Origin of the sequence: Lactimicrobium sp. (assembly GCF_036453465.1) — a bacterium.
Lineage (GTDB): Bacteria > Bacillota_I > Bacilli_A > Erysipelotrichales > Erysipelotrichaceae > Bulleidia.
Window position 1 is genome coordinate 1 of record NZ_JAZHUW010000034.1, and the last position, 25,409, is coordinate 25,409.

25 protein-coding genes, 1 tRNA gene and 1 other annotated feature are annotated in these 25,409 nt (G+C 48.3%); of the genes, 14 read left to right on the plus strand and 12 right to left on the minus strand.

All coding sequences use genetic code 11. The annotated features are described in order from the left end of the window. Positions 1–1,117: transposase (locus tag SOI44_RS08335; protein ID WP_331348754.1), on the minus strand; the 1,117-nt coding region annotated here is incomplete at its 3' end. A gap of 182 nt (positions 1,118–1,299) precedes the next feature. Between SOI44_RS08335 and SOI44_RS08340 the strand changes: the two genes are divergently transcribed. Beyond that, a complete protein-coding gene (locus SOI44_RS08340; RefSeq protein ID WP_331348755.1) occupies positions 1,300–2,664 on the plus strand; it encodes an MATE family efflux transporter in 1,365 nt (454 codons plus the stop codon). 23 nt (positions 2,665–2,687) lie between these two features. On the opposite strand, the gene SOI44_RS08345 is transcribed toward SOI44_RS08340, so the two are convergent. Continuing rightward, positions 2,688–3,536: an aldo/keto reductase family protein gene (locus tag SOI44_RS08345; RefSeq protein WP_331348756.1), complete on the minus strand. Its 849-nt coding sequence runs from the start codon at positions 3,534–3,536 to the stop codon at positions 2,688–2,690. A 173-nt stretch (positions 3,537–3,709) separates the two neighbouring features. Between SOI44_RS08345 and SOI44_RS08350 the strand changes: the two genes are divergently transcribed. Genes SOI44_RS08350 through SOI44_RS08360 form a run of 3 tightly spaced genes read left to right on the plus strand, consistent with a single transcriptional unit; the run spans position 3,710 to position 6,077 of the window. Then, on the plus strand, positions 3,710–4,321 hold the full coding sequence (locus SOI44_RS08350) for a C39 family peptidase (protein ID WP_331348757.1): 612 nt from the start codon (positions 3,710–3,712) through the stop codon (positions 4,319–4,321). Further along, complete coding sequence (locus SOI44_RS08355) at positions 4,318–5,055, plus strand: gamma-glutamyl-gamma-aminobutyrate hydrolase family protein (protein ID WP_331348758.1); 738 nt, start codon at positions 4,318–4,320, stop codon at positions 5,053–5,055. The genes SOI44_RS08350 and SOI44_RS08355 overlap by 4 nt, the downstream gene beginning before the upstream one ends. Then, on the plus strand, positions 5,052–6,077 hold the full coding sequence (locus tag SOI44_RS08360; protein ID WP_331348759.1) for a P1 family peptidase: 1,026 nt from the start codon (positions 5,052–5,054) through the stop codon (positions 6,075–6,077). The genes SOI44_RS08355 and SOI44_RS08360 overlap by 4 nt, the downstream gene beginning before the upstream one ends. A gap of 15 nt (positions 6,078–6,092) precedes the next feature. On the opposite strand, the gene SOI44_RS08365 is transcribed toward SOI44_RS08360, so the two are convergent. The 5 genes from SOI44_RS08365 to SOI44_RS08385 form a co-directional block, all read right to left on the minus strand. Next, positions 6,093–7,160: a diguanylate cyclase domain-containing protein gene (locus SOI44_RS08365; protein ID WP_331348760.1), complete on the minus strand. Its 1,068-nt coding sequence runs from the start codon at positions 7,158–7,160 to the stop codon at positions 6,093–6,095. Positions 7,161–7,271: 111 nt separating this feature from the next. Next, positions 7,272–9,110: a subtype A tannase gene (locus tag SOI44_RS08370; RefSeq protein WP_331348761.1), complete on the minus strand. Its 1,839-nt coding sequence runs from the start codon at positions 9,108–9,110 to the stop codon at positions 7,272–7,274. Between the two features lie 116 nt (positions 9,111–9,226). After that, complete coding sequence (locus SOI44_RS08375; protein ID WP_331348762.1) at positions 9,227–9,622, minus strand: pyridoxamine 5'-phosphate oxidase family protein; 396 nt, start codon at positions 9,620–9,622, stop codon at positions 9,227–9,229. Positions 9,623–9,644: 22 nt separating this feature from the next. Further along, positions 9,645–10,436, minus strand: coding sequence for a 4,5-DOPA dioxygenase extradiol (gene ygiD / locus SOI44_RS08380; protein ID WP_331348763.1), 792 nt, complete (start codon positions 10,434–10,436; stop codon positions 9,645–9,647). Between the two features lie 10 nt (positions 10,437–10,446). Then, complete coding sequence (locus tag SOI44_RS08385; protein ID WP_331348764.1) at positions 10,447–10,788, minus strand: MoaF-related domain-containing protein; 342 nt, start codon at positions 10,786–10,788, stop codon at positions 10,447–10,449. Between the two features lie 211 nt (positions 10,789–10,999). Here SOI44_RS08385 and SOI44_RS08390 point away from each other — a divergent pair, with 211 nt between their 5' ends. Next, the gene (locus tag SOI44_RS08390) at positions 11,000–11,179 is read left to right on the plus strand and encodes a hypothetical protein (RefSeq protein WP_331348765.1); all 180 of its coding nucleotides are present in this window, start codon (positions 11,000–11,002) and stop codon (positions 11,177–11,179) included. Positions 11,180–11,258: 79 nt separating this feature from the next. Further along, positions 11,259–11,331 (plus strand) — tRNA-Lys (locus SOI44_RS08395). Positions 11,332–11,432: 101 nt separating this feature from the next. Here the strand turns inward: SOI44_RS08395 and SOI44_RS08400 are convergent. From SOI44_RS08400 to SOI44_RS08415, 4 genes are all read right to left on the minus strand, one after another. Further along, the gene (locus SOI44_RS08400) at positions 11,433–12,437 is read right to left on the minus strand and encodes a DUF362 domain-containing protein (protein ID WP_331348766.1); all 1,005 of its coding nucleotides are present in this window, start codon (positions 12,435–12,437) and stop codon (positions 11,433–11,435) included. 111 nt (positions 12,438–12,548) lie between these two features. Continuing rightward, positions 12,549–13,781, minus strand: coding sequence for an alpha-L-fucosidase (locus tag SOI44_RS08405; RefSeq protein WP_331348767.1), 1,233 nt, complete (start codon positions 13,779–13,781; stop codon positions 12,549–12,551). A gap of 6 nt (positions 13,782–13,787) precedes the next feature. Further along, positions 13,788–14,771, minus strand: a complete 984-nt coding sequence (locus tag SOI44_RS08410; protein WP_331348768.1) for a D-isomer specific 2-hydroxyacid dehydrogenase family protein — start codon at positions 14,769–14,771, stop codon at positions 13,788–13,790. Between the two features lie 66 nt (positions 14,772–14,837). Continuing rightward, entirely contained in the window at positions 14,838–15,920 is a 1,083-nt protein-coding gene (locus SOI44_RS08415; protein ID WP_331348769.1) for an endonuclease/exonuclease/phosphatase family protein, read from the minus strand. A 122-nt stretch (positions 15,921–16,042) separates the two neighbouring features. Here SOI44_RS08415 and SOI44_RS08420 point away from each other — a divergent pair, with 122 nt between their 5' ends. From SOI44_RS08420 to SOI44_RS08435, 4 genes are all read left to right on the plus strand, one after another. Next, the gene (locus SOI44_RS08420) at positions 16,043–16,876 is read left to right on the plus strand and encodes a tRNA threonylcarbamoyladenosine dehydratase (RefSeq protein ID WP_331348770.1); all 834 of its coding nucleotides are present in this window, start codon (positions 16,043–16,045) and stop codon (positions 16,874–16,876) included. Positions 16,877–16,926: 50 nt separating this feature from the next. Beyond that, positions 16,927–18,237 (plus strand): aminopeptidase C, encoded by a 1,311-nt coding sequence (locus tag SOI44_RS08425; RefSeq protein WP_331348771.1) that lies wholly within the window; start codon positions 16,927–16,929, stop codon positions 18,235–18,237. Continuing rightward, on the plus strand, positions 18,227–18,988 hold the full coding sequence (locus tag SOI44_RS08430) for a Cof-type HAD-IIB family hydrolase (RefSeq protein ID WP_331348772.1): 762 nt from the start codon (positions 18,227–18,229) through the stop codon (positions 18,986–18,988). The genes SOI44_RS08425 and SOI44_RS08430 overlap by 11 nt, the downstream gene beginning before the upstream one ends. Before the next feature lie 76 nt (positions 18,989–19,064). After that, a complete protein-coding gene (locus SOI44_RS08435) occupies positions 19,065–19,877 on the plus strand; it encodes a carbon-nitrogen hydrolase family protein (protein WP_331348773.1) in 813 nt (270 codons plus the stop codon). 313 nt (positions 19,878–20,190) lie between these two features. On the opposite strand, the gene SOI44_RS08440 is transcribed toward SOI44_RS08435, so the two are convergent. Then, positions 20,191–21,090 (minus strand): HAD family hydrolase, encoded by a 900-nt coding sequence (locus SOI44_RS08440; protein ID WP_331348774.1) that lies wholly within the window; start codon positions 21,088–21,090, stop codon positions 20,191–20,193. 107 nt (positions 21,091–21,197) lie between these two features. On the opposite strand from SOI44_RS08440, the gene argS reads away from it, so the two are divergent. The 4 genes from argS to SOI44_RS08460 all read left to right on the plus strand — a co-directional run bounded on the left by argS (position 21,198) and on the right by SOI44_RS08460 (position 25,218). Continuing rightward, positions 21,198–22,856, plus strand: a complete 1,659-nt coding sequence (argS, locus tag SOI44_RS08445; RefSeq protein ID WP_331348775.1) for an arginine--tRNA ligase — start codon at positions 21,198–21,200, stop codon at positions 22,854–22,856. A 38-nt stretch (positions 22,857–22,894) separates the two neighbouring features. Next, positions 22,895–23,129: a binding site (T-box leader), on the plus strand. A gap of 34 nt (positions 23,130–23,163) precedes the next feature. Further along, positions 23,164–24,495, plus strand: a complete 1,332-nt coding sequence (gene brnQ / locus SOI44_RS08450) for a branched-chain amino acid transport system II carrier protein (RefSeq protein ID WP_331348776.1) — start codon at positions 23,164–23,166, stop codon at positions 24,493–24,495. 80 nt (positions 24,496–24,575) lie between these two features. Further along, positions 24,576–24,893: a type II toxin-antitoxin system RelB/DinJ family antitoxin gene (locus SOI44_RS08455; RefSeq protein ID WP_331348777.1), complete on the plus strand. Its 318-nt coding sequence runs from the start codon at positions 24,576–24,578 to the stop codon at positions 24,891–24,893. After that, positions 24,877–25,218, plus strand: a complete 342-nt coding sequence (locus SOI44_RS08460) for a type II toxin-antitoxin system RelE/ParE family toxin (RefSeq protein ID WP_331348778.1) — start codon at positions 24,877–24,879, stop codon at positions 25,216–25,218. The genes SOI44_RS08455 and SOI44_RS08460 overlap by 17 nt, the downstream gene beginning before the upstream one ends. Positions 25,219–25,409: the final 191 nt, after the last annotated feature.

The following is a 25,409-nucleotide window of genomic DNA, read 5'->3' on the forward strand; positions in this document are numbered from 1 at the left end:
TTCTCTGAATGTCGTAGCCATAGTCATACATCGGTGTTCCATTCGGACAAACAGGCACGCCATTCTCATTCAGCTTGAACTTATCAAAGGGATTGTCCCCAGCAGACCGTTGATTGCGGTCGATGATGGGAATAATATTCTTGTGACGGAAGAACTGAAAGATGGCAAGACTGTCAGAAGCTGCGTCAAAGCACATGTATCGCGGGTGGATATCGGGATTCATGTCAAACAGACGTGCTGAGGCAGATATGGTGGTCAAAGCATCGTGCCGTGAGGCTTTCTCAAGATCGATATAGATAGGCAAGTCTACTGATCTATGGGGATTGTGGTACGAGATGTTGTAAAGAGTGTAGCCGAGATAGTAGGACTCAAGATCACTGTCCCATCCGATGTCAGCGTCAGGTGCAGAATAGCGGACGAGAGGATTTCCATCCTTATCCAATTTGACTTTGTGGCCAAATGGAGAGGCGTGGATGTGAAGCGAAGAACCATCTCCGGACAAGATGAGATTATTCGACTCAATGAATCCCATGTCGGACGAAGGAATCACAGCCAGTGCATTGAAGAGAGACTGAAGTGTGTAGATCATCCGATCCCGATCCCATTCGGCGCCGTTTTTATATTTGTCAGCGAGATATAAGGTTTCGGAATGTGAATAGTTAATCAGCTTGTCATGGTTCTTGGGTTTCTTTTGAGAAGGCTTCGTATAGTAACCCTGCTGCAGCAGATCAGAGAGATGTGGATCTGAGTGCGTTAAACGATTGATAAAGTCGTAATGAGAAGCAGGACCAGGCGGAGAGAAAGAGCCAATCAGCCATTGAAGCAGAGAATCAGAAGACAGATCTGCACACCAGTTATGAATGGACAAATACCCGAGGTGCTGCATGAGAATGAAGGACCGGATGAGCACAGCGGGGTCATGAGCCGGACGGCCGGTAACAGAGTAGAGAGGAAACAGAACATCTACGGCAAGATCGACGTCCAGCTTCCGAAGCTTATGCAAAGCAGAATGGAACTTAGAAGTATCCAGTCGTTTAAGCTGAGCATAACCAAGATGATCTTTTTCATCCCTAAGGAAAGCACGATATTCCAGGGACGAAGAGATATGTTTGAGCATTTCACTCACCTCCCACCTTTTCAAGAAAAGCGAGCGAAGCGAGCATGGCACGCTGAAAATTTTGTCAAGAGTTGACAGCGAAAAAGTGGGGGGATTATGAAATGAGGAGCACAGAGAAAAGAGCGTTGCCTGTACTCCTAAGAGTTTTCGACAACGCTCGATACAAGAAGGGGGAATGGGATATGAAAAAGAGTATGACCAGTGGAAATGCCTTGAAATTGATTCTGAGTTTCAGTATTCCGCTGCTGCTGGGAAATCTGTTTCAGCAGTTTTACAACATGATGGATGCAGCGATTGTCGGCCAGACGCTTGGCTCCAAGGCACTGGCATCGGTTGGTGCTACGTCCAGTGTTCAGTTCCTTGTCCTTGGTTTCTGCATTGGCATCTGTCAGGGCTTTGCGATTCCGCTGGCAACACGGTTTGGCGCTGGCGATGAGAAAGATATGCGCCGATATGAGTTTGGCGGTGCTGTCTGGACCGCGATTATGGGTGTGATGATCACGGTGGCGGCCGTGCTGTTATGCCCGAAGATTCTGCATCTTCTGCAGGTCAATGATGAAATCTATGACAATGCCTACTGGTATCTTGTCATCATCTTTGGCGGTATTCCTTTTACACTGCTGTATAACTATCTCAGTGCTATTCTGCGTGCTATTGGTGATTCAAAGACACCGTTTTATTTTCTGGCTTTTTCTGCGGTATTGAACATCGGTCTGGATTTCTTCTGCATTCTGGTGCTGCACTGGGGATGCGCAGGTGCAGCGATTGCCACAATTGCATCGCAGGCAGTCAGCGGTGTTCTCTGTCTGATCCTGATCGCCAGGCGGTTTGTCCTGCTGCACCTTGATAAATCCGATATGGTTCTGGATGGTTCGCATACAAAGATGCTGCTGGGAATGGGCCTGCCGATGGGACTGCAGTTTTCCATTACGGCAATTGGCTCTATGGTCATGCAGTCTGGCAATAATTCCCTTGGCACAGTGTATGTGTCTGGTTTTACGGCAGGCCTGCGTATCAAGCAGCTGATGATGTGCCCGTTTGATGCCTTGGGCTCTGCAGTCAGCACTTTTGTATCGCAGAACAATGGTGCTCATCAGCTTGACCGTATTCATGAAGGGTTCCGGGACGGTCTGCTGACAGCGGTTATATATGGACTGTTTGCCTGCGTGATCCTGGTGTTCTTCGGCCGCACGATGAGTATGCTGTTTGTGTCCGCAAAGGAAGCGGCTGTGCTGGATGCCAGCGCCAAGTATCTGCGGCGGATGGGCTATTTCTATCCGATGCTTGGTATTCTGATTACTTCCAGAATGGCCGTTCAGGGTCTTGGCTTCTCCTCTCTTGCCATGTTCTCTGGTCTTGTCGAAATGACTGCCCGCAGTGTTGTTACACTTGGCTTTGTTTCAAAGTTTGGCTATGATGCCATCACCTGGGCAGATCAGACAGCCTGGACAACGGCATCGCTGTTTCTGATTCCATTAAGCATTTACTGCCTGAAAGTCACAGACAGAAAGATCAAAGAGTCTCAGGCGTTATCGCAACTGCAGTAAAAAAGGAATGCGCTCTGCATTCCTTAGAAGTCTGCTTCATCCGGATTGATGTTTTCCGGTCCGTAGTTTTTCATGACATCCATGTATTTGACATCATCTGGATTGAGCTGGAAGTTGTAGGCATTGAAGCAGCTTTCCAGCTCTTTTTGATCTTCGCCATAGAGCAGGGCAATGCATCCCTTTTCAAACAGATAGCGTACAAAGATCTGCAGCGGCGTAACCTTGTATTTCTCTGCAAATATGGCAAGTTCTCTGGAGCTCAGGACAGCCTGGTAGTTCTCAGGCAGGAAGCCTTCGGTCTGGATACGGTGCTCATTGGCACAGTACAGGTTGTCGGTAAATGGAAAGCCCGGATAGATGCGTGCTTCATTCACCATCGGGGCAATTTCAGCGTGCTCGAGGCAGAATTCAATATGTCTGGCTTCATAGTTGGCAACACCGATGGCTCTGGCAGCACCGCTCTTGTAGGCTGTTTCCAGTGCCTTCCATGTTTCAATGGCCATCTGCTCATAGTTCTCCCGGTACATTTTCGGGTTCGGCCAGTCAATCATCAACAGGTCGGCATAGTCTGTCTGCAGTCTGGTCAAAGAGTTGCGGAACGCATGAATAGCGCGCTCATAGCCATGGTCTGCATTGGCAATGCGCACCGTGAGAAACAGCTCTTCCCGGGGAATGTTGGTCTTTGCAGCAGCTTTGGCAAAGGCTTTTTCCACATCAGGATGGCTGGATATATCAAAGTGCCGGATACCGGCAGAAAGAGCAGTCAGAACATTGTTGACGGTGTTGGCATGACCGGGAATGACACGATAGCCAAGCGTCGGTACACGGACGCCATTATGCAGGTTTGTTACAGTTTCGTTGATTGCGTGCATGATAGTCCTCCGGCACCTATTATACTCCGGGGAAAGTGATGGCTGAATGGAAACAGGGTGAAAACCATCAGGCAGACGAAATTGTATGTGTTTGATGCAAGGATGCTTTCATTGTATAAAGCAGTAGAAAAAGTGCTGTGGTGCTATAATGGCCGCAATTCAAGAGGGTGATTATGGAAAAAGGAACGTATTATCTGAATCAGAATGAGTATCCGGATGTGGAGTACCTGACCGATGTACAGGCAAAAAGTGATCCGGCTTTTTATGAACATGGGTCGATCAAGGAGGCAGGCTGTGGTCTGTGCAGTGCAGGCATGATGCTGTATGATTTCTTTGGCATCAAAGTGCCGCTGAAGGATCTTTTGCAGCTGTCCTATTCCTGTCAGGCAAATCTTTCTCCAGGGACGGACATGAAGCGCTTTGGTGAGGCTTTGTGTACAGAGTATGGACTGGCTATGTCTTACAGCAATTCCCTGTCTGATGTGACTTCCTGCCTGGAGAATGGCGGCTTGTGCATTGCCAATGTGGGCGGTGACAGGCAGGGACATGTTGGTACGTATTCCCATGGCGGCCATTATATCTATGTGTTTGACTATGATCAGAAAACACGGGAGTTTCTGATTCTGGATCCAAGCTATTATCCGCATAAGTATGAGGAAAAAGGCAGAGAGGGTCTGGTGAAGAAGGATGGCAATGTGTGCCGTTCTCTGGGTCAGGTGCTGCTGGATGATACGGCCAATCGTGATCCTGGCTTTTATCTTTTTACAAAGAAGGAGGCACTATGAAACCGTTGATTGGTATTGCCGGTGATTCGTTTATGAGTGAGCCTGGCAGGTTTATCAGTGCTGAGAAGGAGTACTGCAATGCGGACTATATTCATGCCGTACTGGTGAATGGCGGTGTGCCGGTTGTACTGCCGCATGAGGTGCTTCAGGAAGATGCGGGTTCTGTGATGAGCCATCTGGATGGCATTCTGTTTCCGGGCGGTGAGGATGTGGATCCCCATCTGTATGGCCAAGAGCCGCTGCCGGAGTGTGGTGAATACCGGCCGGAGATTGATGCCTCATGGAAACAGGCATTTGACTATGCCAGAAGTGTTGGTCTGCCGATGCTTGGCATCTGCCGGGGCATTCAGTTTATCAATGTGATGATGGGCGGTACGTTGTGGCAGGACCTGGATGAGATGTCAAAGAAACATTTCATGCACCTGCAGTCTGGAAAGCGCAGCTATCTTACACATCATGTGGAGATTACCCCAGGCAGTTATCTGGAACATCTGTTTGGACAGAGTGTGGTGATGACCAATTCGATGCATCATCAGGCCGTCAAGGAAGCGGCTCCGGGACTGTTTGTGAATGCACGTGCCCGTGATGGTGTTATTGAAGGGCTGGAAGATCATGATGGTAAGATTGTGGCAGTGCAGTGGCATCCGGAGGGACTGCTGGAAAGCAATCCGGTGATGAATAAGCTGTTTCAGGATCTTGTTGTGCGCAGCACTGCGTTTGGTGAGCAGCGATGAAAGCAAGAGATCTGACAGACAGCTTTTACCCATCTGGCAAAAGAAATCTGATCACGGATGTACCGGGTGTACTGGTGGGACACTATACCTGTGCTGAAGAGAACCATCATACCGGGATTACGGTCATTCTGCCTCAGCGTGAGGATGTGTTTCCATCTGTGTTTGAAAGCAAATATATCGCTGCCTGCCATGTGCAGAATGGCTTTGGCAAAAGTATGGGGCTTGTGCAGATTGATGAGCTTGGGACACTGGAGACACCGATTGTTTTGACCAATACATTGGATGTGGGAAAGATGGCAGATGGGCTTGTGGAGCACATGATTGCTCTGGAGAAAAAGCGTGGTGTGACGGTGTCATCGATCAATCCGGTGGTTGGTGAGTGCAATGATTCTTTGTGCAATGTGATACAGGACCGTATACTTGGCGAGAAGCAGCTGGAAGCGGCATTCTCTTCTGCCTCTGAAACATTTGAGCTTGGTGCAGTGGGAGCAGGGAGCGGCACGGTATGCTTTGGTCTCAAGGGCGGTATTGGTTCTGCTTCCTGGCTGGTGACACTGAAAAAACAGACGTATACGTTTGGACTGCTTGTGCAGGCAAATTTTGGCAGAACAAGATGTCTGCGCGTGCATGGCAGTAATGTCGGTGCAGAGATTGCGGAAAGGATTGCCGAAACTAAGGATGATAAGGGATCGATCATGATGATACTGGCATGTGACTGTCCGCTGTCATCCCGTCAGCTGAAGCGGGTATTGCGCCGGGGTCCCAATGGTCTTGCAAGACTGGGAGGCTATACAGGCAATGGCTCTGGTGAGGTGGTGATTGGCTTTACCACGGCAGGCAGAGTAAAGCCTGTTGATAAGCTGCAGTCTTTCTCTGTCTATCCGGATCAGATGCTGGATCCTGTGTTTGAAGCGGTCAGTGAGATGTGTGAGGAAGCCGTGCTCAGTGCGCTTCTTTGTGCAAAGTCTTGTACTGGCATCAATGGTACGGTGTATCACAGTCTGTCTGAGTTTATGAAATAGCAAAAAGCCATCAGGTCATTCTCCGCGGATGATCTGATGGTCTTTCTTGTAGGCATACATTTTTTCATCTGCTTCCGCAATGGCCTGGGCAATGGTTTTTGTACTGCCATCGCCGATATAGCTGATGCCATAGCTGAAGCTGCAGGGGTATTTGGTATCGTTGGTCTGGCGGAAACTGCTCAGGGCTTTGTCCATGATGATTTCAGCTGCTTTTTCATGGCATCCCAGCAGGATGACAAGGAATTCATCGCCGCCCATGCGGATGATGATGTCGGATGTACGGAAGGCATTCTTCAGATGATTGACGGCTTTTTTCAGATATGCATCACCGGCATCGTGGCCGAAGTTGTCATTGATGTATTTCAGGTGGTCAAGATCAATATAGACAATGCTGGAATCATGAATCACATGGCTGTTTTTGATTCGTGCCTCATAATATTTGCGGTTTTTAGCACCAGTCAAAGAATCATCATACATCTGTTTTTCCATGACGGAATTGCGCCTTGATGTCATGGCCGCAAGCCAGTAGCGGTGCAGGGTAATGATGCTGAGAATGGCAAGATCCATGACAATGAAGATCTCGTGATAATTCAGCGTTTTGACAAGTGACTGTGAATAATTCTGGGCCAGTGTCACTGATGTATCACAGAGTGTGTAGTAGTCCTCACTCTGCTGCAGCAGGGAGGCACGTATTTCTTCTGTATCGGTTGTACGAAGCGTTTCGATTTCTGCTTTGATGTCGTTCCACTGTACGGTCTGTTCCTGCAGCTTGTTCTGGAAATCTTTGTCTTTCAGCTGGATCAGGTGGTACTGGGATCCGCCGTTTTCCAGGCCGTCGAGGATTTCATCCAGATACCGGATCAGATCATCGCTGTTTTCACCAGCCATTTCCCGCTTGACGACGCGCTGGGAACAGCCGCGGACAATGCCGGCATAGTTAATGACCTTGGAGGCGCCGTTGATCTGATGAAAGATGGTAAGAAACAGAATGAGTTCACCGATCAGAAACAGCAATAGAAGGATCTGGACAATTTGTTCGGCATAAGGGTGCTGTTGGATGTGCCTTTGTTTTGATTGTTTCATGCAATGTACAGCTTACAACAAAATGTGCTTGTTTTGTACAATTTGACTGGAAATGAACAGAAGAGTGATAAAAAAACCTGTCTGCTGTCTGACAGGTTCTTTCATCGTGCGTTATGCCTGTGTGCCCATGCATTCATTGACCCAGGCAATGAAGTTGGCGGTGCTCTCTCCGGAACGCTCTGCCATGGTGTGGTCAAGTCCCCAGACAAATGAATAATCGGTGTCTGCGCCATAGTTCTGCAGTGCCAGGACAAGGTTGGCTTCGGTGGTGAGCGCGGTATCACTCTGGAAGATACCGGTGTTGATCCGGAAGCAGGATGCCACTTTGGAAGTGTTGTATCCGGCACTGGATGGCAGCAGATAGTAGAGCGGGCTGTACATGTTGACTCTTGTGGAGACCGTATTGCCTGCACTGTCAGTTCTTGTCATGTCATTGGCATAATCACTGGCATAGCTGCTGCCTTCATTGGCGAGGATTTCTGCTAACAGGCTGTCAAAGTGGGCACCACTGCCATCGCCATAGCCAAACAGGGTATTTTCACCCTGGCCGTCATCCAACTGGTCAAAGGCGCCAAGCGATTTACTGGCGGTTTTGACAGCTTTGGCAAAGTCAGAAATGCTGGTAATGGTGGCGGTGTTTGTTTCAGCATCATAATTCACCCAGGTGCCGTTGGCATTCAGAGCATCGATGTAATCCTGCACAGTTTCATAGGTGCCGGAAAGGGCAATGCCGCTGGTATTCTCTGTTCTGGAAATGTTGTCAATGCTTTCCTGCGACTGGGGGCTGCTGGAATCACTGTTTGTTGTAGCGCTGGATGACATGTCAGGTGCACTGCCGCCATTGCCAGGTGCAGATCCAGATGGTGCATTGCCGGATGGTGCACCGCCCTGTGCATTACTGCTGGAGGCAGTATATGGGAAGGTGGTATCAGAGAGGAAGTTGTTCAAAGATTCTTCGATGACAGACTTGATGTAGTCATAGTAGGATCCGGCCTGGTAATTGCCGTCATCGGACTGTTCCAGGGTGAGAATATTGCCGTTTGTGTCGGTGAGGCCGATGCTGTTGATGTAGGTGGCAAAGGCTTCGGTGAGATCGCTGGAGATCGTCTGTTCTTCCTCACTGAGATTGGATCTGGTCGTGCCCATGTTCCATTCATATGCTTCATCGGCGGAATCCAGGGATGTGATAGGACACCAGCCCTGTGATCCTTTGATGGCATCACTGACACCGGTGACGGCACCGATGGCTGTGAGATAGGGGCCATACAGGGCATTGTCGCCGGTTGTGCCTAGAAGAACTGACAGGGCACCGCCGCCGGACATGCCGAAGCTGAAGATGCTTTCCGTATCACCGGGAATATTGCCGCTGTTATAGCGCAGATAGCGGACTGCTGCTTTGAGGTCTGTGACACCGGCCGGGGCCCCGGCATCTCTGCCCCGGCAGCCGGCATGGACATAGATGAAACCGGCACTTGTATAATCTGTGACAGAGCTTGTGTATTCTGTTAATGCATCCTGCTGTGAATAGCCTGGTGTATTGACGGGCATGACGATGGGTGCCGTGGATGCCGTATAGCCGGATATGGTATTTGACGTGTTCAGTGTGCATGTATAGGTGCCATCACCGTTATCTGTGGCATTCATATAGGCACCTGGCACAAAGATGGCTAATTGTTCAACATTGGCATCGGCCGGTGTTCCACAATACTGAATGCCGAGCTGGTAATAGACATTATCATCGCTGTTATACAGCCACTTTGTATTGTCAATTTTTGCAAGGGTTGTGGTGATCTGCCCTGAGGAAAGGGATGACAGTGACAGGGTGGATGATACGTCTGTGGCGGATGCGTCGGCAGATGCTGTGGCTGCAGCACTGCTGCTGCATCCCACCAGCAGCAGTGATCCTGTCATTAACAGGGCTATGCTATTGATACCCCAATGCTTTTTCATTTGGAAAGAACCTCCTGTTGATTACAGGGAAAAGCATAGCCTGCCAATGTGATTTCTATGTGTACACCTGCTGATGGGTTGAAAAAAGGCCAGTGGTTTTCACTGGTCTGGGATACTTAGAATCTGATGATTTCTGGCGCTTCTGTGAAGCTGCAGATTTCTGCCACAGCATTCTTGAGATAGAAGACAGCAGTGTTGCCATCACCGGCCTGATACATGTGTTTTAAGCCGGGGTTGGCATCCAGCATGGACTGCTGTGCTTCGATGCGCGCATCATAGATGGCATCCGCATTCAATCGGATCCATTTTCCCTGGTACATGCCAGTAATGGCAATGCGGGGATGGGAGAGCATCTGTTTTGCGACTTTCTTTTTCAAGCCTGTCTGGATGTAGAGTTTTCCTTCAAAGATGTTCTGGGCACCGAAGGGGCGTACCTGTGGATTGCCTTCTTCATCGACAGTGGCCAGATACCATGTCTTTGCATTCTTGAGAAATTCATATACTTCTTCCATCGTATTCCTTCTTTCCTGATTTTTACTGCTTTTGTGATTCAAAGAGAAATCCTGTCATGGCCATGGAGCCAAGATTGCAGACATCGTTGAAAACAGTGACATCGTCCTGTCCGGCTGCACCAAGGCAGTACAGCAGGGGCAGATAGTGGTCTGGTGTCGGTACGGCATAGGCGGCATCGGGCAGCTTGTCATACTGGATGACAGTGTCATTGTCATGATTGATGACGGCATTGCGGATGGCATCGTTGAAGCGGTATGCCATGGGTGTGCCGCCTTCATTGTCCCATTCGACTCTCATCAGATTGTGGACAACATTGCCGCTTCCAAAGATCAGATATCCCTGCTTTCTTAATGCAGAAAGCTTTTGACCGATCGCAAAGCATTCTTCTGGTTTCAGATTACCGTTGACGGACAGCTGTACGACCGGGATATCTGCTTTGGGAAACATGTGTACAAGCACTGTCCAGGTGCCATGGTCGATGCCCCAGGTATCGTTAATGGAGACATCTCTGCCAAGCAGTGTCAGTACTTCATTGGTGAGATCTGCGTTTCCTTTCACAGGATATTTGACTTCATACAGTTCCGGTGGGAATCCGTACATGTCATAGACCTGCTTTGGTGTTTCAGCACTCTGGATAAAAGTGCCATTGGTATACCAGTGGGCAGAGATTGCAAGAATTGCCTTTGGCTTTCCATAATTGTTGAGAATGGTTTCTCCGGCATTTTCCATTTCTCTGGTGATCTGGTTATGTTCCAGGGCAACCATCGGGCTGCCATGGCCGGAGAAGATTACCGGCATGATTCTGTCTGTCATGTGTGTATCCTCAGTCCAGTACACGCAGGGTGCCTTTGTGCAGCAGCTGTCCACGGTGTCCTCTGGCGGCATCATCCGGCCATGTCATGAAGGCATAAACCTTTCCATTGGCAAAATCAGCGATCTGAGAAAGAACCAGTCCGGATTCTTCGATCCAGTTGACCATGAACTTTCCATCACCGAGATCATAGGAAACATAGGGCTCTTTCTCTTTGGATGGTGCACCTTTGGCAAGTTTGCCAAGGGCAGTCCATTCCAGCTCATTCTCACTGAGATATTCAATGATGAAATGATAGCCGGTTTCGTAGTCTACATCTACTTTCTTTCCTTTGTATGTTTCGTAAATTGTCATTTTTTGTCCTCTTTCTTTCCATAATGTCATATGCTTTAACTAATTGATATAGTCTATTTATTAAAGCATCTTCAGAATATCATAATACAGATATCCGTCAATCCGTATTTTTTACGATACTATGTATGATCATGATGACTTTTGACCATATACTTGACGAAAACACAGAAAAGCCGCATGAATAAAGTGAAGTAAATGGTGGAGAAAGCAAATGAGTCAAAAAGTAGAATGGCCAGCGGTTGGAACGATATTAAGGGAAGAGTTCATGATGCCACTTCGGATTTCTGCTGATCAGCTGGCGGAGGATCTTCATGTTTCTATAACTGATATTCAGGGAATTCTGGATGATCATATTGAATCCCGTGTAGAAGAGGGGACATATTGTGCTTAACGCTGCTGTTAAGGTTTTGAAAAATAAGTGTTGCAATGTATTCCTCCTGCGTTATAATAAATGAGCGCTGAAAAGCACTGACTCCTTAGCTCAGCTGGTAGAGCAACTGACTCTTAATCAGTGGGTCGAGGGTTCGAATCCCTCAGGAGTCACTATTGACCGGGAAACCGGTTCTTTTTTTATCTTTCTGTATGTGAAAAGAGCAGCTCTTTGGGAAGAACTGCTCTTTTCATCATTGCCTTTCTTTGTGCTATTAACGATTGTCCTGATCAAACGGGATCAGGTTCTGTACAGCATCTTTGACACTCATCAGAACATTGCCATTGTCCAGGTCAATCAGGATGTAGCGGTTATTGCCCATGCCAAGTTCCTTCATGTAGGACAGCTGTCTGAGACCGTGTCTGGATTCCATGCGTTCTACCAGGGCATGGTGCTGGTCTTCTCTCATGGCGTAGACGATATCGACACATGCCTGGTCAATGGCAAGGATATCGGTGGATGCCAGAATACCGACATTCGGTGTGACAACCGGTTCGGCTGCTACACCTTCGCAATCGCAGGAGACAGACATGTTGCGCATGACATTGACATAGGTTACGTGTCTGCCAAAGTGATCAATGGTTGCCTTGGTAGACTCTGTGATGCGCTCCATGAAGTCTTCTTCCTTGATGGACCACTGTCCCTGTCCTTCATAGGTGTGGATCATCTTCTTGCCAATACGGCCGTCTGCACAGCCGATGCCGATGTTCTTGTTGGAGCCGCCAAAGCCGCCCTGGACATGACCTTTGAAATGAGTCAGGGTGACCAGGGAATCATAGTTGAGCATATGGCTGCCAACAGTCATATGGTCAAAATGATGGCCGCCGATGACTGGCAGGTCCGCGGTTCCTTCTTCATCCATAATATCCACCGGGCAGAATGTCCAGCCATTGATTTCCAGCGTCTTGCGGTGCTGCTCGGTTGTATAGCGGTCACCGTCATAATACGTGTTTGTTTCAACGATATTGGAATTGTTGAGTTCCGGTTCTGCTTCCCGCAGTTCCTTTACCCAGCTTCTGGGAATGATGTTAGGGCCGTGGGGCTCACCGGTATGCAGTTTCAGACCTACTTTACCGGTAATATTGCCATTGACCTGTTCATAGGCTTTCTGCAGGCCTTTGGCGGAAAGATCACGGGTGAAATAGACAATGGATTCATTGCCGCTTCTTGCTTCATAAGGAATGTATTGAGAACCGTCTTTAGGATTATACTGTGTCATTTGTGATTATCCTCCTGCCTTTATTTTAGGCCGATTCTCTGCATATGGAGAAGGATTCGATTGGCTGGTTATGCAAAAACAGAATGGTGTGATACCACTCTGTTTTACTTTCTATTCGTTTTCTGTTGTAATCTTGGCAACCCGTACCACCAGGTTGTGGCCATAGTGGAACGGATTGGTTTTGATGCTGGCAATGCCGTCTTTCTGTGTGAAGGGAAGCGGTTCATTGCTGTCCAGCCAGTGTACGCCTGTGATCTTTGGTGTGAATGGGAATTTGTCTTCATACAAAGTGGAGGTAAGTTCATTTACGTTGGGATCTGCCAGCATCGGAAGATGGTGGCAGAAGATATAATAATCCGTTCCATTCTGCAGGATGAAGTCATCGGGCTTATCCTGGATTTCGATCTTTGTCGGATATGGATCATGCAGGGCTTCCTCAAAGTATGCTGTCCATTGTCCGATGATGCCAAACATGGCTTCATCAATGGGCTTTAAAGTACCGTCGCCTCTTGGGCCAAGGTTGAGCAGGAAGTTGGAACGGTATCTTCGACACGCTGCGAGTTCTTCGATGATTCTGCCGGTTGGCTTGTAATTCAGATCATCTTTGGCATAGCCCCAGTGGTCACACAAGACTTCACACATCTCAGAGGCTATGTATTTGTTAGAGTCTTTGAGATTGATGGGCTTTGGCTTGCCGCGTTCAAAGGTGACGGAATCCAGTTCAATGTTGCCAAGTTCACCTCTTCTGCTTAAGCCGGTGTTATTGATGATCATGGCCTCAGGCTGGTATGTGCGGATCATGTGGTATAGCTTGTCTTCTTCCCAGTTGGCATCTGGTTTATCCCACATGCCGTCAAACCAGATGCCGCCGATCTTTCCGTAGTTGGTGCACAGCAGTTTGACGGATGAGCGCAGGTATTCCAGGTACTTTGGAAAGTCCGTATTGTAATCGGGATGCTTCCAATCCAGCAGGGTGTGGTAGAACACCGGCAGCAGGTTATAGGCATGGCAGGCGTCAACGAATTCTCTGACCAGATCTCTGCTGCATGCGTGCATGCTGTCATAGTCATTGAGGCCATGGGTGTCATACAGGCTGAAACCATCATGGTGTCTGGTAGTTAAGGTGATGTAGCGGCAGCCGGCGTTCTTTGCTACTTTGGCAATATGGTCTGCCCAGTTGGGATTTGGATCAAACTGGTGATAAAGCTCGTCATATTGTTCATGTGGCATGGTGCCAAGTTTTCTTGCCCATTCGCCCTGGCCGATCAGGCTGTAGACACCGAAGTGGACGAACATGCCAAAACTAAGTTTTTCAAATTCTTTGATGTACGGTTTGACGATCATTTTGTATCAGAGGATTTCCAGTGGTGTCTTTGTGCCATCGCGGTAGGCAATGGCGCCCTGGAAACATCCTTCGACCATGGCTTTCACGGAAGCTTCGGTATAGAAAGCAGTGTGCGGCAGCAGGGTGACATTCGGGAAAGAACGCAGCAATGCCATATCCTTGTTATCAATTACATCGCCAGTGCGGTTGTAGTAGTACAGGCCGTTTTCATTCTCCAGTACATCCAGTACGGCAGAGCCTACTTTGCCGGTTGTGATGGCGTTGATCAGGGCATCGGTATCAATGAGCAGGCCGCGGGATGTGTTGACAATCGTGACGCCATCCTTCATCTTTTGAAATGCTTCCTCGTTTAACAGATGGGTGTTTTCCGGGGTGACATTGGCATGCAGGGTGATGGCATCTGCTTCTTTGAGGAGAGTATCAAGATCCGTGTATGTGGCATACTGGCTGGCTGTCTTGTTGGGATAGGGGTCATAGCACAGAATCTTACAGCCAAAGCCGGATAGATGGCGGATCAGGGTGGTGCCGATTCTGCCGGTGCCGATGACTCCGACAGTCAGAAAGGAAATTTCTCTGCCGATCTTGCCTTTGAGGCTGTAATCCTGTGCTTCTGATCGTTTCAGGATATGGGAGACTTTGCGTAGTCCCATGAGCAGGCACATGATGGCATAGTCAGCGACGGATTCCGGCGGGTAAGCAACGTTGGAAACACGGATGCCTTTCTTTCTGCATTCTTCCAGATCGACGTGGTTGTATCCGATGGAACGGCAGGCAATCCACTTGATGCCAAGATCTGCCAGCTGGTCAATGACAGGTGCGCTCATATCACAGGGGATGCAGCTGAAGACATCGCTGCCTCTGCACAGTTCCATGTTGTCTTTGTTGGGATAATCGGCTGTCCAGCCGTATTCAATGCCGGTTTCTTCGGCAAACTGTTTGACATAGGGCAGCTCATCATAGGGCCGCAGGGCATAAAAGAATATTTTCATAATGCTTTCTCCTTTGTGCCTATTATAGCGGGATGAAAATTTAATGTATGAAAAAAATCACGCTACTTACTGCAGCGTGACATTTAATAGTAAGGGATTGTGATCACTGTTTTCAAACTGGAGATCCTGGGTGGAAAAGGAATTGACGGTGATGTTGTTTGAGACAAGGAAGCCATCGATCACATAGTACTGGAAATCGGCAGGATCTTTGCTTTCTGCTGTATCCAAAGGCTGGTCCAGGGAACGGCAGGAAGGAACCGAATTGTCCATCAGGGTCTGGTAATTGTCAGCCAGTGTGGAAACATCAATGGTGCCGGGCTGCCATCTGTCCTTCAGGACTGGATAGCCGGAGATATCAATGCTGTTGAAAGTCTGGTTGAAGTCACCGCCGGCAATGACATAGTTGCCAGCCTGGGCTTCCTGTTCGAGAATTTCAAACAGTTTCTTTGTCTGTGCTTCTTTGCCAGATCCATCATCATAGGCTTCCAGATGCAGGTTGATGGCTACCAGTTCCTTGTCGCTGCCGGATACGGGGATTCTTGTAACAAGCAGGCATCGTTTCAGATTGGCGGTGCGCTTTGGCCAGGTGAAGGGATTTGGCAGGGCAATCCGGGTGGCAGAATTGACGGATGTGGCAGTCAATGTCATCAGTCCGGAGTCTACTCTGCCAATCGGCGGCCAGGGATAGGGCACATAGCCAACCTTGAAGTTAGGCGTATAGGCTGTGCGGTAACTGGTGAGCCGCTGCTGGAAGTATGCTGTCTGATCGATATCATACGTCCGTTTGGAATCTTGGTCGACTTCCTGCAGAAAAGCAATCGTTGGCTGCATTGCGATCAGCTGGTCAGAAATTGCTGTGAGGTTGTTTGTGACTTTCTGCTTTGAGGATGGTGTGACATGTTTGCCGCCATCCATGAAGAAGTCGGTGTCACTGCCAAGGGCGCCATAGCCGATGTTCCATGTCAGCACTGAGAAAGGTGTGCCTGGTGTGATCGGTGTGGAAGAGCTGCTGTGGGTGACATTGACAGCTTCCTGGGCAGCTGGTTTGTATTCGGTGATGGTCAGAAAGCCCAGCAGGGAGCCGGTTACCAGAATGGCGGCGATGACAAGGGCCAGTAAAAGCTTTAATAAGGGTTTAATGATATACATATGAATGGATTCCTGTCTAATAGGAATGATACCAATTCTGCTGTGATCTGCCAAGGCGCAAAAATATTGCAATGTCGGTTTGTGTGCCATAAAATGACAAAGCTTTAAAGGAGAAACAGCATATGGCATTGAATCAGTTGTCACGGACCGAGCTGGTCATGGGCTCCGGTGCACTTGCAAAGATTGCCCACAGCCGGGTGGCGGTGTTTGGCGTTGGCGGGGTTGGCGGCTATGTTGTGGAGGCACTGGCCCGCAGCGGCATCGGTACATTGGATCTGATTGATGATGACCGGATCTGTCTGACCAATATCAACCGGCAGATTCTGGCGACAAGGAAAACAGTGGGCCAGTATAAAGTGGATGCGGCTGCAGAACGGGTTCATGCCATCTGTCCGGATATTGTGGTCAATACATACAAGTGCTTTTATCTGCCTTCTGAGCGTGAGAAGTTTGATTTTACACAGTATGACTATATCGTGGATGCGATTGATACGGTAACAGCCAAGCTGGATATCATCGAAGAGGCAAAGCGGAGCAATGTGCCGATCATTTCGGCAATGGGCTGCGGCAACCGGGTGGATCCGACGAAACTGTGTGTGGCCGATGTGTTTGATACCAAGGGAGATCCTTTGGCCAAGGTGATGCGCCATGAGCTGCGCAAACGGCATATTGACCATCTCAAGGTTGTCTATTCCACGGAAAAGCCGATCAAGCCTCTGGATGATACGTCAAATTCCTGCCGGTATCACTGCATCTGTCCGCCGGGAACCAAACGCAAATGCACGGACCGCCGGGATATTCCGGGTTCCACTGCCTTTGTGCCAGGGACAGCCGGACTGATCATTGCCAGTGAGGTTGTCAGAGATCTGTGTGATTTTGATCCGGATCATCGTACGGTGGCAGAACCGGTGCATACATTTGTGGATCTTGTCAAGGCGGAGTCAGAAGAAAACTGATTCTGCTTTTTCTTTTACCGCGATACAATAGGCGCATCAGGAGGGAAGAGATGAAGGCAATTACAGAAGAAATGCTGGATGGTTTCCGGCAGGCATATGAGAGTGACAGCCACAGTGTGACCATGCATGCGGCCTGTGCAAGGACAGAGCTGAAGGATCTGGTGTTTATGCCAGACAAGGCTGCACGTTTGAGGGGCGGCTATACGTATGAGGTAAAGACCCATGGCATCACGGCCCAGAAAAAGAGTGGAAGATGCTGGGCCTTTGCGGCATTGAACATGATGCGGGAAAGAGTCATGGAAAGATGCGGTCTGGAGGATTTCCAGCTGAGCGGGAATTATCTGGCCTTCTATGACAAGCTGGAAAAGGCCAATAACTTCCTGGATCTGGTTGTGGAAAATGCGGATAAGCCGCTGGATGATCGGATGATGGAGTATGTTCTCAAGGGTTTCCATGATGGCGGCTATTGGGACATGGATGTGGATCTGGTGAAGAAGTATGGCATTGTGCCGAAGAGTGCCATGCCGGAGACCTATCAGTCTGAGCATACGGAATTGTTTATGGAGATGCTGAACAGAGTGCTGCGCAAGGATGCCTGCACTTTGCGCAGTATGATCAAAGATGGCAAAGATGTGGAAGAAACCAGAAAGAACATGCTTGGTGAGGTATACCGCATGGAGTGCATCGTCTTTGGTGAGCCAGTGAAGCAGTTTGACTTTTCCTGGCAGGATAAGGGCGGTGTCTGCCATGATGATTTTGGCCTGACGCCAAAGGAATTCTTTGCAAAGTATGTGGATCTGGATCTTGGTGAGTTTGTGACTCTGACCTGTGAGCCGACATCCCACAAGCCGCTGGATACGTATTATACATTCCACTATATTGGCTCCATGGCCGAGAGTGATGTGAAGTGCCTGAATGTATCATCAGATGTGATTGAAGAGATGTGTGTGCGGATGCTCAAAGCAGGTAAGCCGGTCTGGTTTGGCTGTGATGCAGGTGCCTATGGCGACCGTCAGGAAGGTGTCTGGGATCCTGAGAGCTTTGACTGGAAGGGACTGTTTGGCGGTGTGAATTTTGACATGGACCGCAAGGACTGGCTGGACTACAAGAATGGCTACTGCTCACATGCGATGCTGCTGGTGGGTGTGCATCTGAATGAAAATGGTAAGCCGGACAGATGGAAGATTGAGAATTCCTGGGGCGGGGAAGTTGGTGACAAAGGTTACTTTGTCTGCTCTGAGGAATATTTCCGTCAGTATGTGTATGAGGCAGTGATTGACTGGCAGTATCTGGATGAGAAACAGAAGGAGCTGCTGCAGAAGGAACCGCTGCGTCTGGAGCCCTGGATCGGTGGCAATTAAGGCAGTCTTCTTCGACTTTGATGGGACTCTGTATTCTCATACCCAGCACAGAGTGCCTGCAAGTACTGTCAAAGCAATTGACGCTCTGCAGAAACAGGGCATTGCCTGTGTGCTGGCAACCGGCCGTCATGTTTCGGAGTTAAAGGATCTGCACTTTGATCTGTCTCTCGATGCCTGGATTACATTGAATGGACAGCTGTGCTTTAAGGGTGATCATTACTTCCGGAAAAAAGAACTGCATGGGGCAGCGTCTTTACAGAAGCAGTTTGATGCCATGCAGGTGCCGCTGATGTTTGTGGAAGAGAAGCGGCTGTATGTCAGCTTCATCAACGATCAGGTAAGGCAGGCTCACAAAGCAATTTCAACACCTTTGCCTCCTGTGGGCAGATGGAATGGGGCACCGGTGTATATGGCGCTGGCCTATATGAATGCACAGCAGGCAGAGCATGTACAGTTAGATGGCTTCAAGGTGACACGATGGAATCAGGATGCGGTGGATATTGTGCCGCCGGATGTATCCAAGGTGGCTGGGATCAAAGCCTATTGTGATCTGCACCATATCAAAAAAGAAGAGACCATGGCCTTTGGTGATGGTGAAAATGATATGGAAATGCTGAGGTGGGCAGGTACTGGCATTGCCATGGGGCAGGCAGATGGGATTGTAAAGCAGTGTGCGGATGATGTGTGTGAGGATATTGATCATGATGGCATCCCGCATGCATTGATGCGGTATGGCTCAGGCAGAGATTAAGGTCTCTGCTTTTTATGTGGCTTTGGTTCAAGTATGCGGGTTCATGCTACAATTAAGGCACAAGAGGTACATGTATATGAAGCTGGCAATGGCGCAGATTTCGATGCGCAATAATATGAATGAGAATTATAAGAAGACGCAGGAATACATCGAAAAGGCTGTAGGAAGTGATGTGCTGTTCTTTCCCCAATTGCAGTTAACACCTTACTTTCCGCAGTTATCCGGGCTGGATGCATCCAGGGCATTGAGCCGGATGTCAGATGCCAGACTGAAGGGTATGGCATACCAGGCCCAGAAGAATCATATGTATATCTCACCCAATGTGTATCTGGAACAGGATGGCAGAATGTATGATGCTTCTCTGTGGTTTGACAAGGAAGGTGTGACAGGTGAGACGGCCAAGATGGTGCATGTCATGAATACCGCAGGCAGTTATGACAAAGATTATTTCCAGCCGGGTGCTGGTTTTGTGGTGCATGAGACCCCGGCTGGCAAGATTGGTATTGTGATTGGAGCAGACCGTCATTTTCCTGAGAGTATGCGCTGCTGTGCTCTGCTTGGGGCAAGGCTGGTGCTGGTGCCGGCTGCGATATCCAAAGAAGAAGATCCTGCCATGACAGCAGCTGAGATGCGGGTGGCGGCGATGGAAAACGGCTTCTTTGTGGCGGTGTGCAATCGTACCGGTAAGGAAGGAAGAAAGGATTTTGCAGGCCGTTCGATGGTCATTGATCCATCCGGCAATGTGCTGAAAGAAGCAGATGATACAGAACAGCTGATGCAGGTGGATCTTGATCTTTCCATAGTGGAAGATGTCCGCAAAGGAAAGCCGTATCTTTCCAACCGCCGCCCGGATGTTTATGGTTTATTGACGAAGCAGGTTGAAGGATAAATTTTCTGATTGGATATCAACGAATGTGAAAAAGCAGAAACAGAATCTGTGGATGTCTTTTGAAAAGAGTGAAAATGACTATGGTCTTCAAATGGTTTCTGAGTAAAAAAGAAGGAAACAGTTGGCGTTGTAAAGATCAGATCGTTTGAAAAAATGTGAAGTGATCTTGATCTTTCACTATTTATTTCTTTAACAGAGCAGATGCTTTCATTAAAAGCAATTGCTGCAGAAGGATTGTTCAAACAAAAAGGCAGATTCGATCACACTATTCTGATCAAATCTGTCTTTTCTATTAATTGACTGGATTGTGATGCTATTTCTCGTCTTCTTCTTCGACGATTTCTGCATTTTCTTCTGTCTTAGACTGCTCTTCTTTCTTATCCTTTTTAGTCTTTGTTACTTTCCTGGCTGTCTTTTCTTCTTTGGCCTTTTTCTCTGTTTCTTTTACTTCTTTCTTTTCAGGCTTTTTTTCTTTCTTCTTTTTCTTCTTGTCTTTATCTTCAGGCTGGATGACCTGGTAGGCAAGCCAGAGCGGTTCTCCTTCCAGAAGTTTTCTGATTTCCTTGAAATCTTTGGTCAGGAAGTCCGCACCGGATTCTTTCATAGGGAGGGTGCGGCTGCCGGTGGAGACAATACCGATCGTGAAGCAGCCGGCACTGGAGGCAGCTCTGACATTGTGGGAGCTGTCAGTGATGAAGATACAGGTATCCGCATCCATGAGCTTGCATGCGGTCTGGATGCTGTCAGTCCTGTCTTCGAGATTGCCGGCACTGCCGATGATGACATCAAACATCGTAACAAGGTCCGTATGTCTGAGCAGTTCGACCACGGAGCTTCTTTCTCTGGCAGAGACGATACCAACTTTGTAATTGTTTTTCTTCAGCCAGATCAGGAAATCACGTACCCCATGCATCGGCTGGATGAGATCAATCAGGTGATTCTGTTCATAGCTGTCATATTCAGCGGCACATTTGCGCGGATCTTCATCTGGCAGATACTTCTTCATGACATCCATGATCGGAGCACGCTGAATTTCTTCCTGGTTGTCTGGTGTCAGGATATCTTTGCCATGGACGGCAAAGACATGGCGGTAGGTTGCCAGAATGGCTGGCTCGGTGTCCATGACGGCGCCATCAAAGGAAAACAGGATGGCCGGTTTTCTGGTATTGCGTTCTAGTTTCTTGAGTTTCTTCTTTTCATTATCTTTTGACATAGGAACCTCCCCAAAGTCTTTCCTCAGGCTTATTTTAGCATTATTGCGCCTGTGCTTATGATATATTATACAGGCACAAATATAAGTAGAAAGCAGTTGGAGGTAATATGAGCAATTTTGAAGCTGAGATCAGGGCTGCCGTTGCCAGGGCAGTCAAAGATGTTTATGATCTTGAGCCTGATGAGAAGATTCTGAGTGTGGAGACACCGCGTGATCCCAAGATGGGTGACTATTCAACCAGTGTGGCGATGCGTCTTGCCCGCACTTTGCATAAGGCACCGATGGACATTGCTATGCCGCTGGTGGAGAATCTGAAGGCAAATTATGATGGTGCGGAAAGTGTGGAGGCAGTCAAGCCTGGCTTTATCAATTTCCGTATGAAGGCAAGTGCGTTGTCTTCAGTGATCAATACGGTGCTTGCCCAGGGAGATAACTGGGGAAAGAACAATGCCGGCAATGGTAAGAAGGTGCTGGTGGAGTATGTGTCTGCCAATCCGACCGGTGATCTGCATTGCGGCCATGCGCGCGGCGCTGCCTGGGGAGATGCTTTGACCCGGGTGATGAAGGCAAGCGGCTATGATGTGCTGCGTGAGTACTATGTCAATGATGCCGGTCATCAGATTGATATGCTGGCGGAGAGTATTCTCTCTCGTTATTATGAGCTGTTTGGCCAGTCTTATCCGCTGCCGGAAGAGGGCTATCATGCCCAGGATATTGTTGAGGTGGCAAAGAAGATCAAGGAGAAGGATGGGGATAAGTGGCTCCATGAGGATGGTGAGAAGCGTCTTGATTACTTCAAGGATGAAGGCATTGAGATGAAGCTGGATGCCATCCGTAAGGATCTGGATCTGTTCCGTGTGCATTTTGATTCCTGGATGCATGAGCGTTTCTTCTATGAAAACAATGCGGCCCGCATCCAGAAAGTACTGGATACGATGACTGAAAAGGGTCTGACGTATGAAAAAGACGGCGCATTGTGGTTTAAGAGCAGTGAGTTTGGTGACGACAAGGACAGAGTACTGCGCAAGAGCACAGGCCTGCTGACTTATCTGACACCGGATATTGCCAACCATGTGTATAAGTATGAAAGAGGCTATGATACGCTGATTGACCTGTGGGGTGCAGATCATCACAGTTATGTGACCCGTATGAAGTGTGCTTTGAAGGCGCTTGGCTATAATCCGGATTCTCTGATTGTGGATCTGATTCAGATGGTCCGCATGGTGGATAATGGCGTTGAGGTCAAGATGAGCAAGCGCACCGGCAATGCGATCACGATCCGTGAGCTGTGTGAGGATGTCGGTGTGGATGCAGCGAGATGGTTCTTTGTGTCCAAGGATGTCAGTACCCAGATGGACTTTGATATGAACCTGGCCCGTAAGAAGGATAATGATAATCCGGTATATTATGCCCAGTATGCGTACAGCCGGATGAATTCGATTGTGACACGTGAGGATGTGCCTGCCTTCCATCAGGAGGCTTCCTATGACCGTCTGCAGGATGAAAAGGAGCTTCTGCTGCTGAAGATGATCAGTGAGTTCCCGCAGGAAGTTGCCAATGCGGCAAAGACCCGCAAGCCTAATCGGATTGCGGATTACATCCTGTCCTTTGTGCGGGTGTTCCACAGCTATTACAATGCGTCCCGTGTCTATAATCCGGATGATCTGGAACTGACAAATCAGCGCCTTGGCCTGATTCATGCGTCGATGATTACGCTGAAGAATGCTTTGGATCTGATTGGTGTTTCTGCGCCGGAAAAGATGTGAAAGCGCTTGACAAGAATCATGTTTCCGCTCTAACATATGAAAAAGCGCTGAGGAAGAAGAAAATCCGGAAGTTTATCGATAAGAGAGCCTGTGTCTGGTGAAAGCAGGCGGTAAAGCATGGATGGAGTCGCTTCTGAGCTGACAGGATGAATTACAGTAGTTCTGTCCGTGGGGACACGTTAAGGTCCTAAGGCTTGTTGGAGCCGGAAAGTGGTATGTGTATACATACAAGATGAGTGGTACCGCGGTGTCAATGCATGCATCGTCTCATATGAGACGATGCATTTTTGCTTGAGAGGAAAGCGGTATGAAGAAAACACTAAACAAACGCAGCATTATTCTGGTCGGTATTACTCTGTTCTCCATGTTCTTTGGATCTGGAAACCTGATTTTCCCACCATATCTAGGTTTTCAAGCTGGTGGAAAGGCGTGGTTCGGCCTGCTTGGTTTTACCCTGACAGCCATCATCTGTCCGGTTCTGGCGGTGATTGCCATTGCTCGTTTTGATGATCTGCCTCATCTGGCAGGCAAAGCCGGAAAGAAGTTTGCCATTATCTTTACGATTCTTGCCTTCTTATCCATCGGACCGTGTCTGGCAATCCCGAGAAATGCGGCAGTATCTTTTGAAATGGCTGTGGTTCCATTTGTGAAATCGCCGTCCATTGCTTTGCGGATCATTTATTCACTGATCTTCTTTGGCATTTCATATCTCTTGTGTGTGCATCCGGAATCTCTGACCGATACGCTTGGCAAGATTCTGGGCCCGGTTCTGCTGGGATTGATGCTGTTTGTGGCAGTCCTTTGCATGATCCGGGTGCCGTATGTTTCTTTGGACCCAGCCGGTGCCTATGCACAGCATCAGGTGCTGCAGGGATTTCTGGATGGCTATCAGACCATGGATACGATTGCAGCATTGAACTTTGGCAACATCATTGCCCTGAATATCATCCATATGGGCATTAAGGATAAAAAGGAAGTTGTTTCAGGCACCATGAAGGCAGGCATCATAGCCGGTATTCTGCTGTTTGTGGTGTATGCGGCCATGATGCAGGTGGGTGTTCTTTCTGGCACAATTTCTCAGAATGCCACCAATGGTGCCAATGTGCTGACCAATATTGTCGGCAGCCTGCTTGGCAGTAAAGGCATCATCCTGCTTGGTGTGATCTATGTGCTGGCGTGCCTGACAACATGTGTCGGCCTGCTGTGTTCATGTGCAGAGTATTTCGCTTCTATCTCAAAGATGAGCTATAAGAAATGGGTGATTCTGTTTACGGTTTCTTCCTTTGCCATGTCCATTGTCGGCCTGGATCAGATTCTGAAGATTTCAGTGCCGATTCTCAATGCCATTTATCCGGTGGCAATGGTGCTGGTGCTGTTGGGACAGTTCAAGGACCGCCTGGAAAACCATCCAAAAGTGTATCCGATGGCAATCCTGTTTACTGGCATTGTGTCTGTGGTTTATGCACTGTCTTCTGCCGGTATCACGATTCCTGTGATCACAAAGCTTCTTCTTTCCATTCCGCCCACCGCTGATCTCTGCTGGTTGATTCCGGCGATCCTTGGCATTGTGATCGGCTGGATCATGCCTGCGGGAAAGCTGTCTGCCAAGCAGGCATTGGAGCCAGGGAGTGAGGCTTGAAAGATTGGTGTGAATAGGGCAATATTGTATTGTAAATCGCAGTACAATATTGTATTTTTACAACAGAAAGGTGGTGTATCATGACAATGAACAAAGATTCTACCGTAAGCGTACGTCTGCAAACGAATATCAAAATAGAGGCAGAGGATATTCTGAAGCAGCTTGGCATTCCCGTTTCTGTTCTGATCGATTCTTTGTACAGACAGATTATTTTACAGCGTGGTGTTCCATTTTCTCTTACACTTCCATCTGAGCCCAAAACAGTAGATTCGATGAGTCAGGAAGAGCTGAACACGATTCTTGAACATAGTTATCAACAGGCAATGGCAGGAAAAGGAAAGCCTGTCCAGGAAGTTTTTGATCATTTGAAAAGAGGTGGTCATGGAAAATCTGTATAGGGTCATGATCACGCCTGATGCCGAAAAGGACCTGATGGACCTCTATGATTACATCTATTCTCATTTCATGGATGACAGAACGGCTGCGTCTTTTACTGCAAAAATCGAGAATGCGATTCTTGGCTTAGCATATATGCCGACAAGATTCTCAATTGTTTCATTTGAACCGTGGAAATCATTGCTCCTGCGGCATTTTACGGTGAATGGATATATTGTCTATTACATAGTGCGGGATGATCTGCACAGCGTATTTGTGATGAATGTTATTTATAGCAAAAGGGATCAATTGAAAGCATTGTGCAATGACAGAGATCTGCAAATGTGATCATTTTCTGGATGATCGCTAACATATCATAATGATGTTTGATGACAGGCTTATGTGCCTGTCATTTTTTGTTTATAGAAAACTCCCGGATAGTCCGGGAGTTCAAAAGAGGTTAACCGATGAGTCTCTGACAGCGTAGCTATAATGAAATTGCGGTCTGCCAACTGCAAAACATTATAGGAGGGCGCATG

Bases quoted from the DNA above. Each gene is read 5' to 3' on its own strand.
- SOI44_RS08440 (WP_331348774.1), bottom strand. From the start codon at position 21,090: ATGTCAAAAGATAATGAAAAGAAGAAACTCAAGAAACTAGAACGCAAT.
- SOI44_RS08350 (WP_331348757.1), top strand. From the start codon at position 3,710: ATGGAAAAAGGAACGTATTATCTGAATCAGAATGAGTATCCGGATGTG.
- SOI44_RS08400 (WP_331348766.1), bottom strand. From the start codon at position 12,437: ATGACACAGTATAATCCTAAAGACGGTTCTCAATACATTCCTTATGAA.
- SOI44_RS08360 (WP_331348759.1), top strand. From the start codon at position 5,052: ATGAAAGCAAGAGATCTGACAGACAGCTTTTACCCATCTGGCAAAAGA.
- brnQ (WP_331348776.1), top strand. From the start codon at position 23,164: ATGAAGAAAACACTAAACAAACGCAGCATTATTCTGGTCGGTATTACT.
- SOI44_RS08435 (WP_331348773.1), top strand. From the start codon at position 19,065: ATGAAGCTGGCAATGGCGCAGATTTCGATGCGCAATAATATGAATGAG.
- SOI44_RS08460 (WP_331348778.1), top strand. From the start codon at position 24,877: ATGGAAAATCTGTATAGGGTCATGATCACGCCTGATGCCGAAAAGGAC.
- argS (WP_331348775.1), top strand. From the start codon at position 21,198: ATGAGCAATTTTGAAGCTGAGATCAGGGCTGCCGTTGCCAGGGCAGTC.
- SOI44_RS08345 (WP_331348756.1), bottom strand. From the start codon at position 3,536: ATGCACGCAATCAACGAAACTGTAACAAACCTGCATAATGGCGTCCGT.
- SOI44_RS08390 (WP_331348765.1), top strand. From the start codon at position 11,000: ATGAGTCAAAAAGTAGAATGGCCAGCGGTTGGAACGATATTAAGGGAA.
- SOI44_RS08375 (WP_331348762.1), bottom strand. From the start codon at position 9,622: ATGGAAGAAGTATATGAATTTCTCAAGAATGCAAAGACATGGTATCTG.
- SOI44_RS08370 (WP_331348761.1), bottom strand. From the start codon at position 9,110: ATGAAAAAGCATTGGGGTATCAATAGCATAGCCCTGTTAATGACAGGA.
- SOI44_RS08385 (WP_331348764.1), bottom strand. From the start codon at position 10,788: ATGACAATTTACGAAACATACAAAGGAAAGAAAGTAGATGTAGACTAC.
- SOI44_RS08415 (WP_331348769.1), bottom strand. From the start codon at position 15,920: ATGTATATCATTAAACCCTTATTAAAGCTTTTACTGGCCCTTGTCATC.
- SOI44_RS08455 (WP_331348777.1), top strand. From the start codon at position 24,576: ATGACAATGAACAAAGATTCTACCGTAAGCGTACGTCTGCAAACGAAT.
- SOI44_RS08355 (WP_331348758.1), top strand. From the start codon at position 4,318: ATGAAACCGTTGATTGGTATTGCCGGTGATTCGTTTATGAGTGAGCCT.
- SOI44_RS08410 (WP_331348768.1), bottom strand. From the start codon at position 14,771: ATGAAAATATTCTTTTATGCCCTGCGGCCCTATGATGAGCTGCCCTAT.
- SOI44_RS08405 (WP_331348767.1), bottom strand. From the start codon at position 13,781: ATGATCGTCAAACCGTACATCAAAGAATTTGAAAAACTTAGTTTTGGC.
- ygiD (WP_331348763.1), bottom strand. From the start codon at position 10,436: ATGACAGACAGAATCATGCCGGTAATCTTCTCCGGCCATGGCAGCCCG.
- SOI44_RS08425 (WP_331348771.1), top strand. From the start codon at position 16,927: ATGAAGGCAATTACAGAAGAAATGCTGGATGGTTTCCGGCAGGCATAT.
- SOI44_RS08420 (WP_331348770.1), top strand. From the start codon at position 16,043: ATGGCATTGAATCAGTTGTCACGGACCGAGCTGGTCATGGGCTCCGGT.
- SOI44_RS08340 (WP_331348755.1), top strand. From the start codon at position 1,300: ATGAAAAAGAGTATGACCAGTGGAAATGCCTTGAAATTGATTCTGAGT.
- SOI44_RS08365 (WP_331348760.1), bottom strand. From the start codon at position 7,160: ATGAAACAATCAAAACAAAGGCACATCCAACAGCACCCTTATGCCGAA.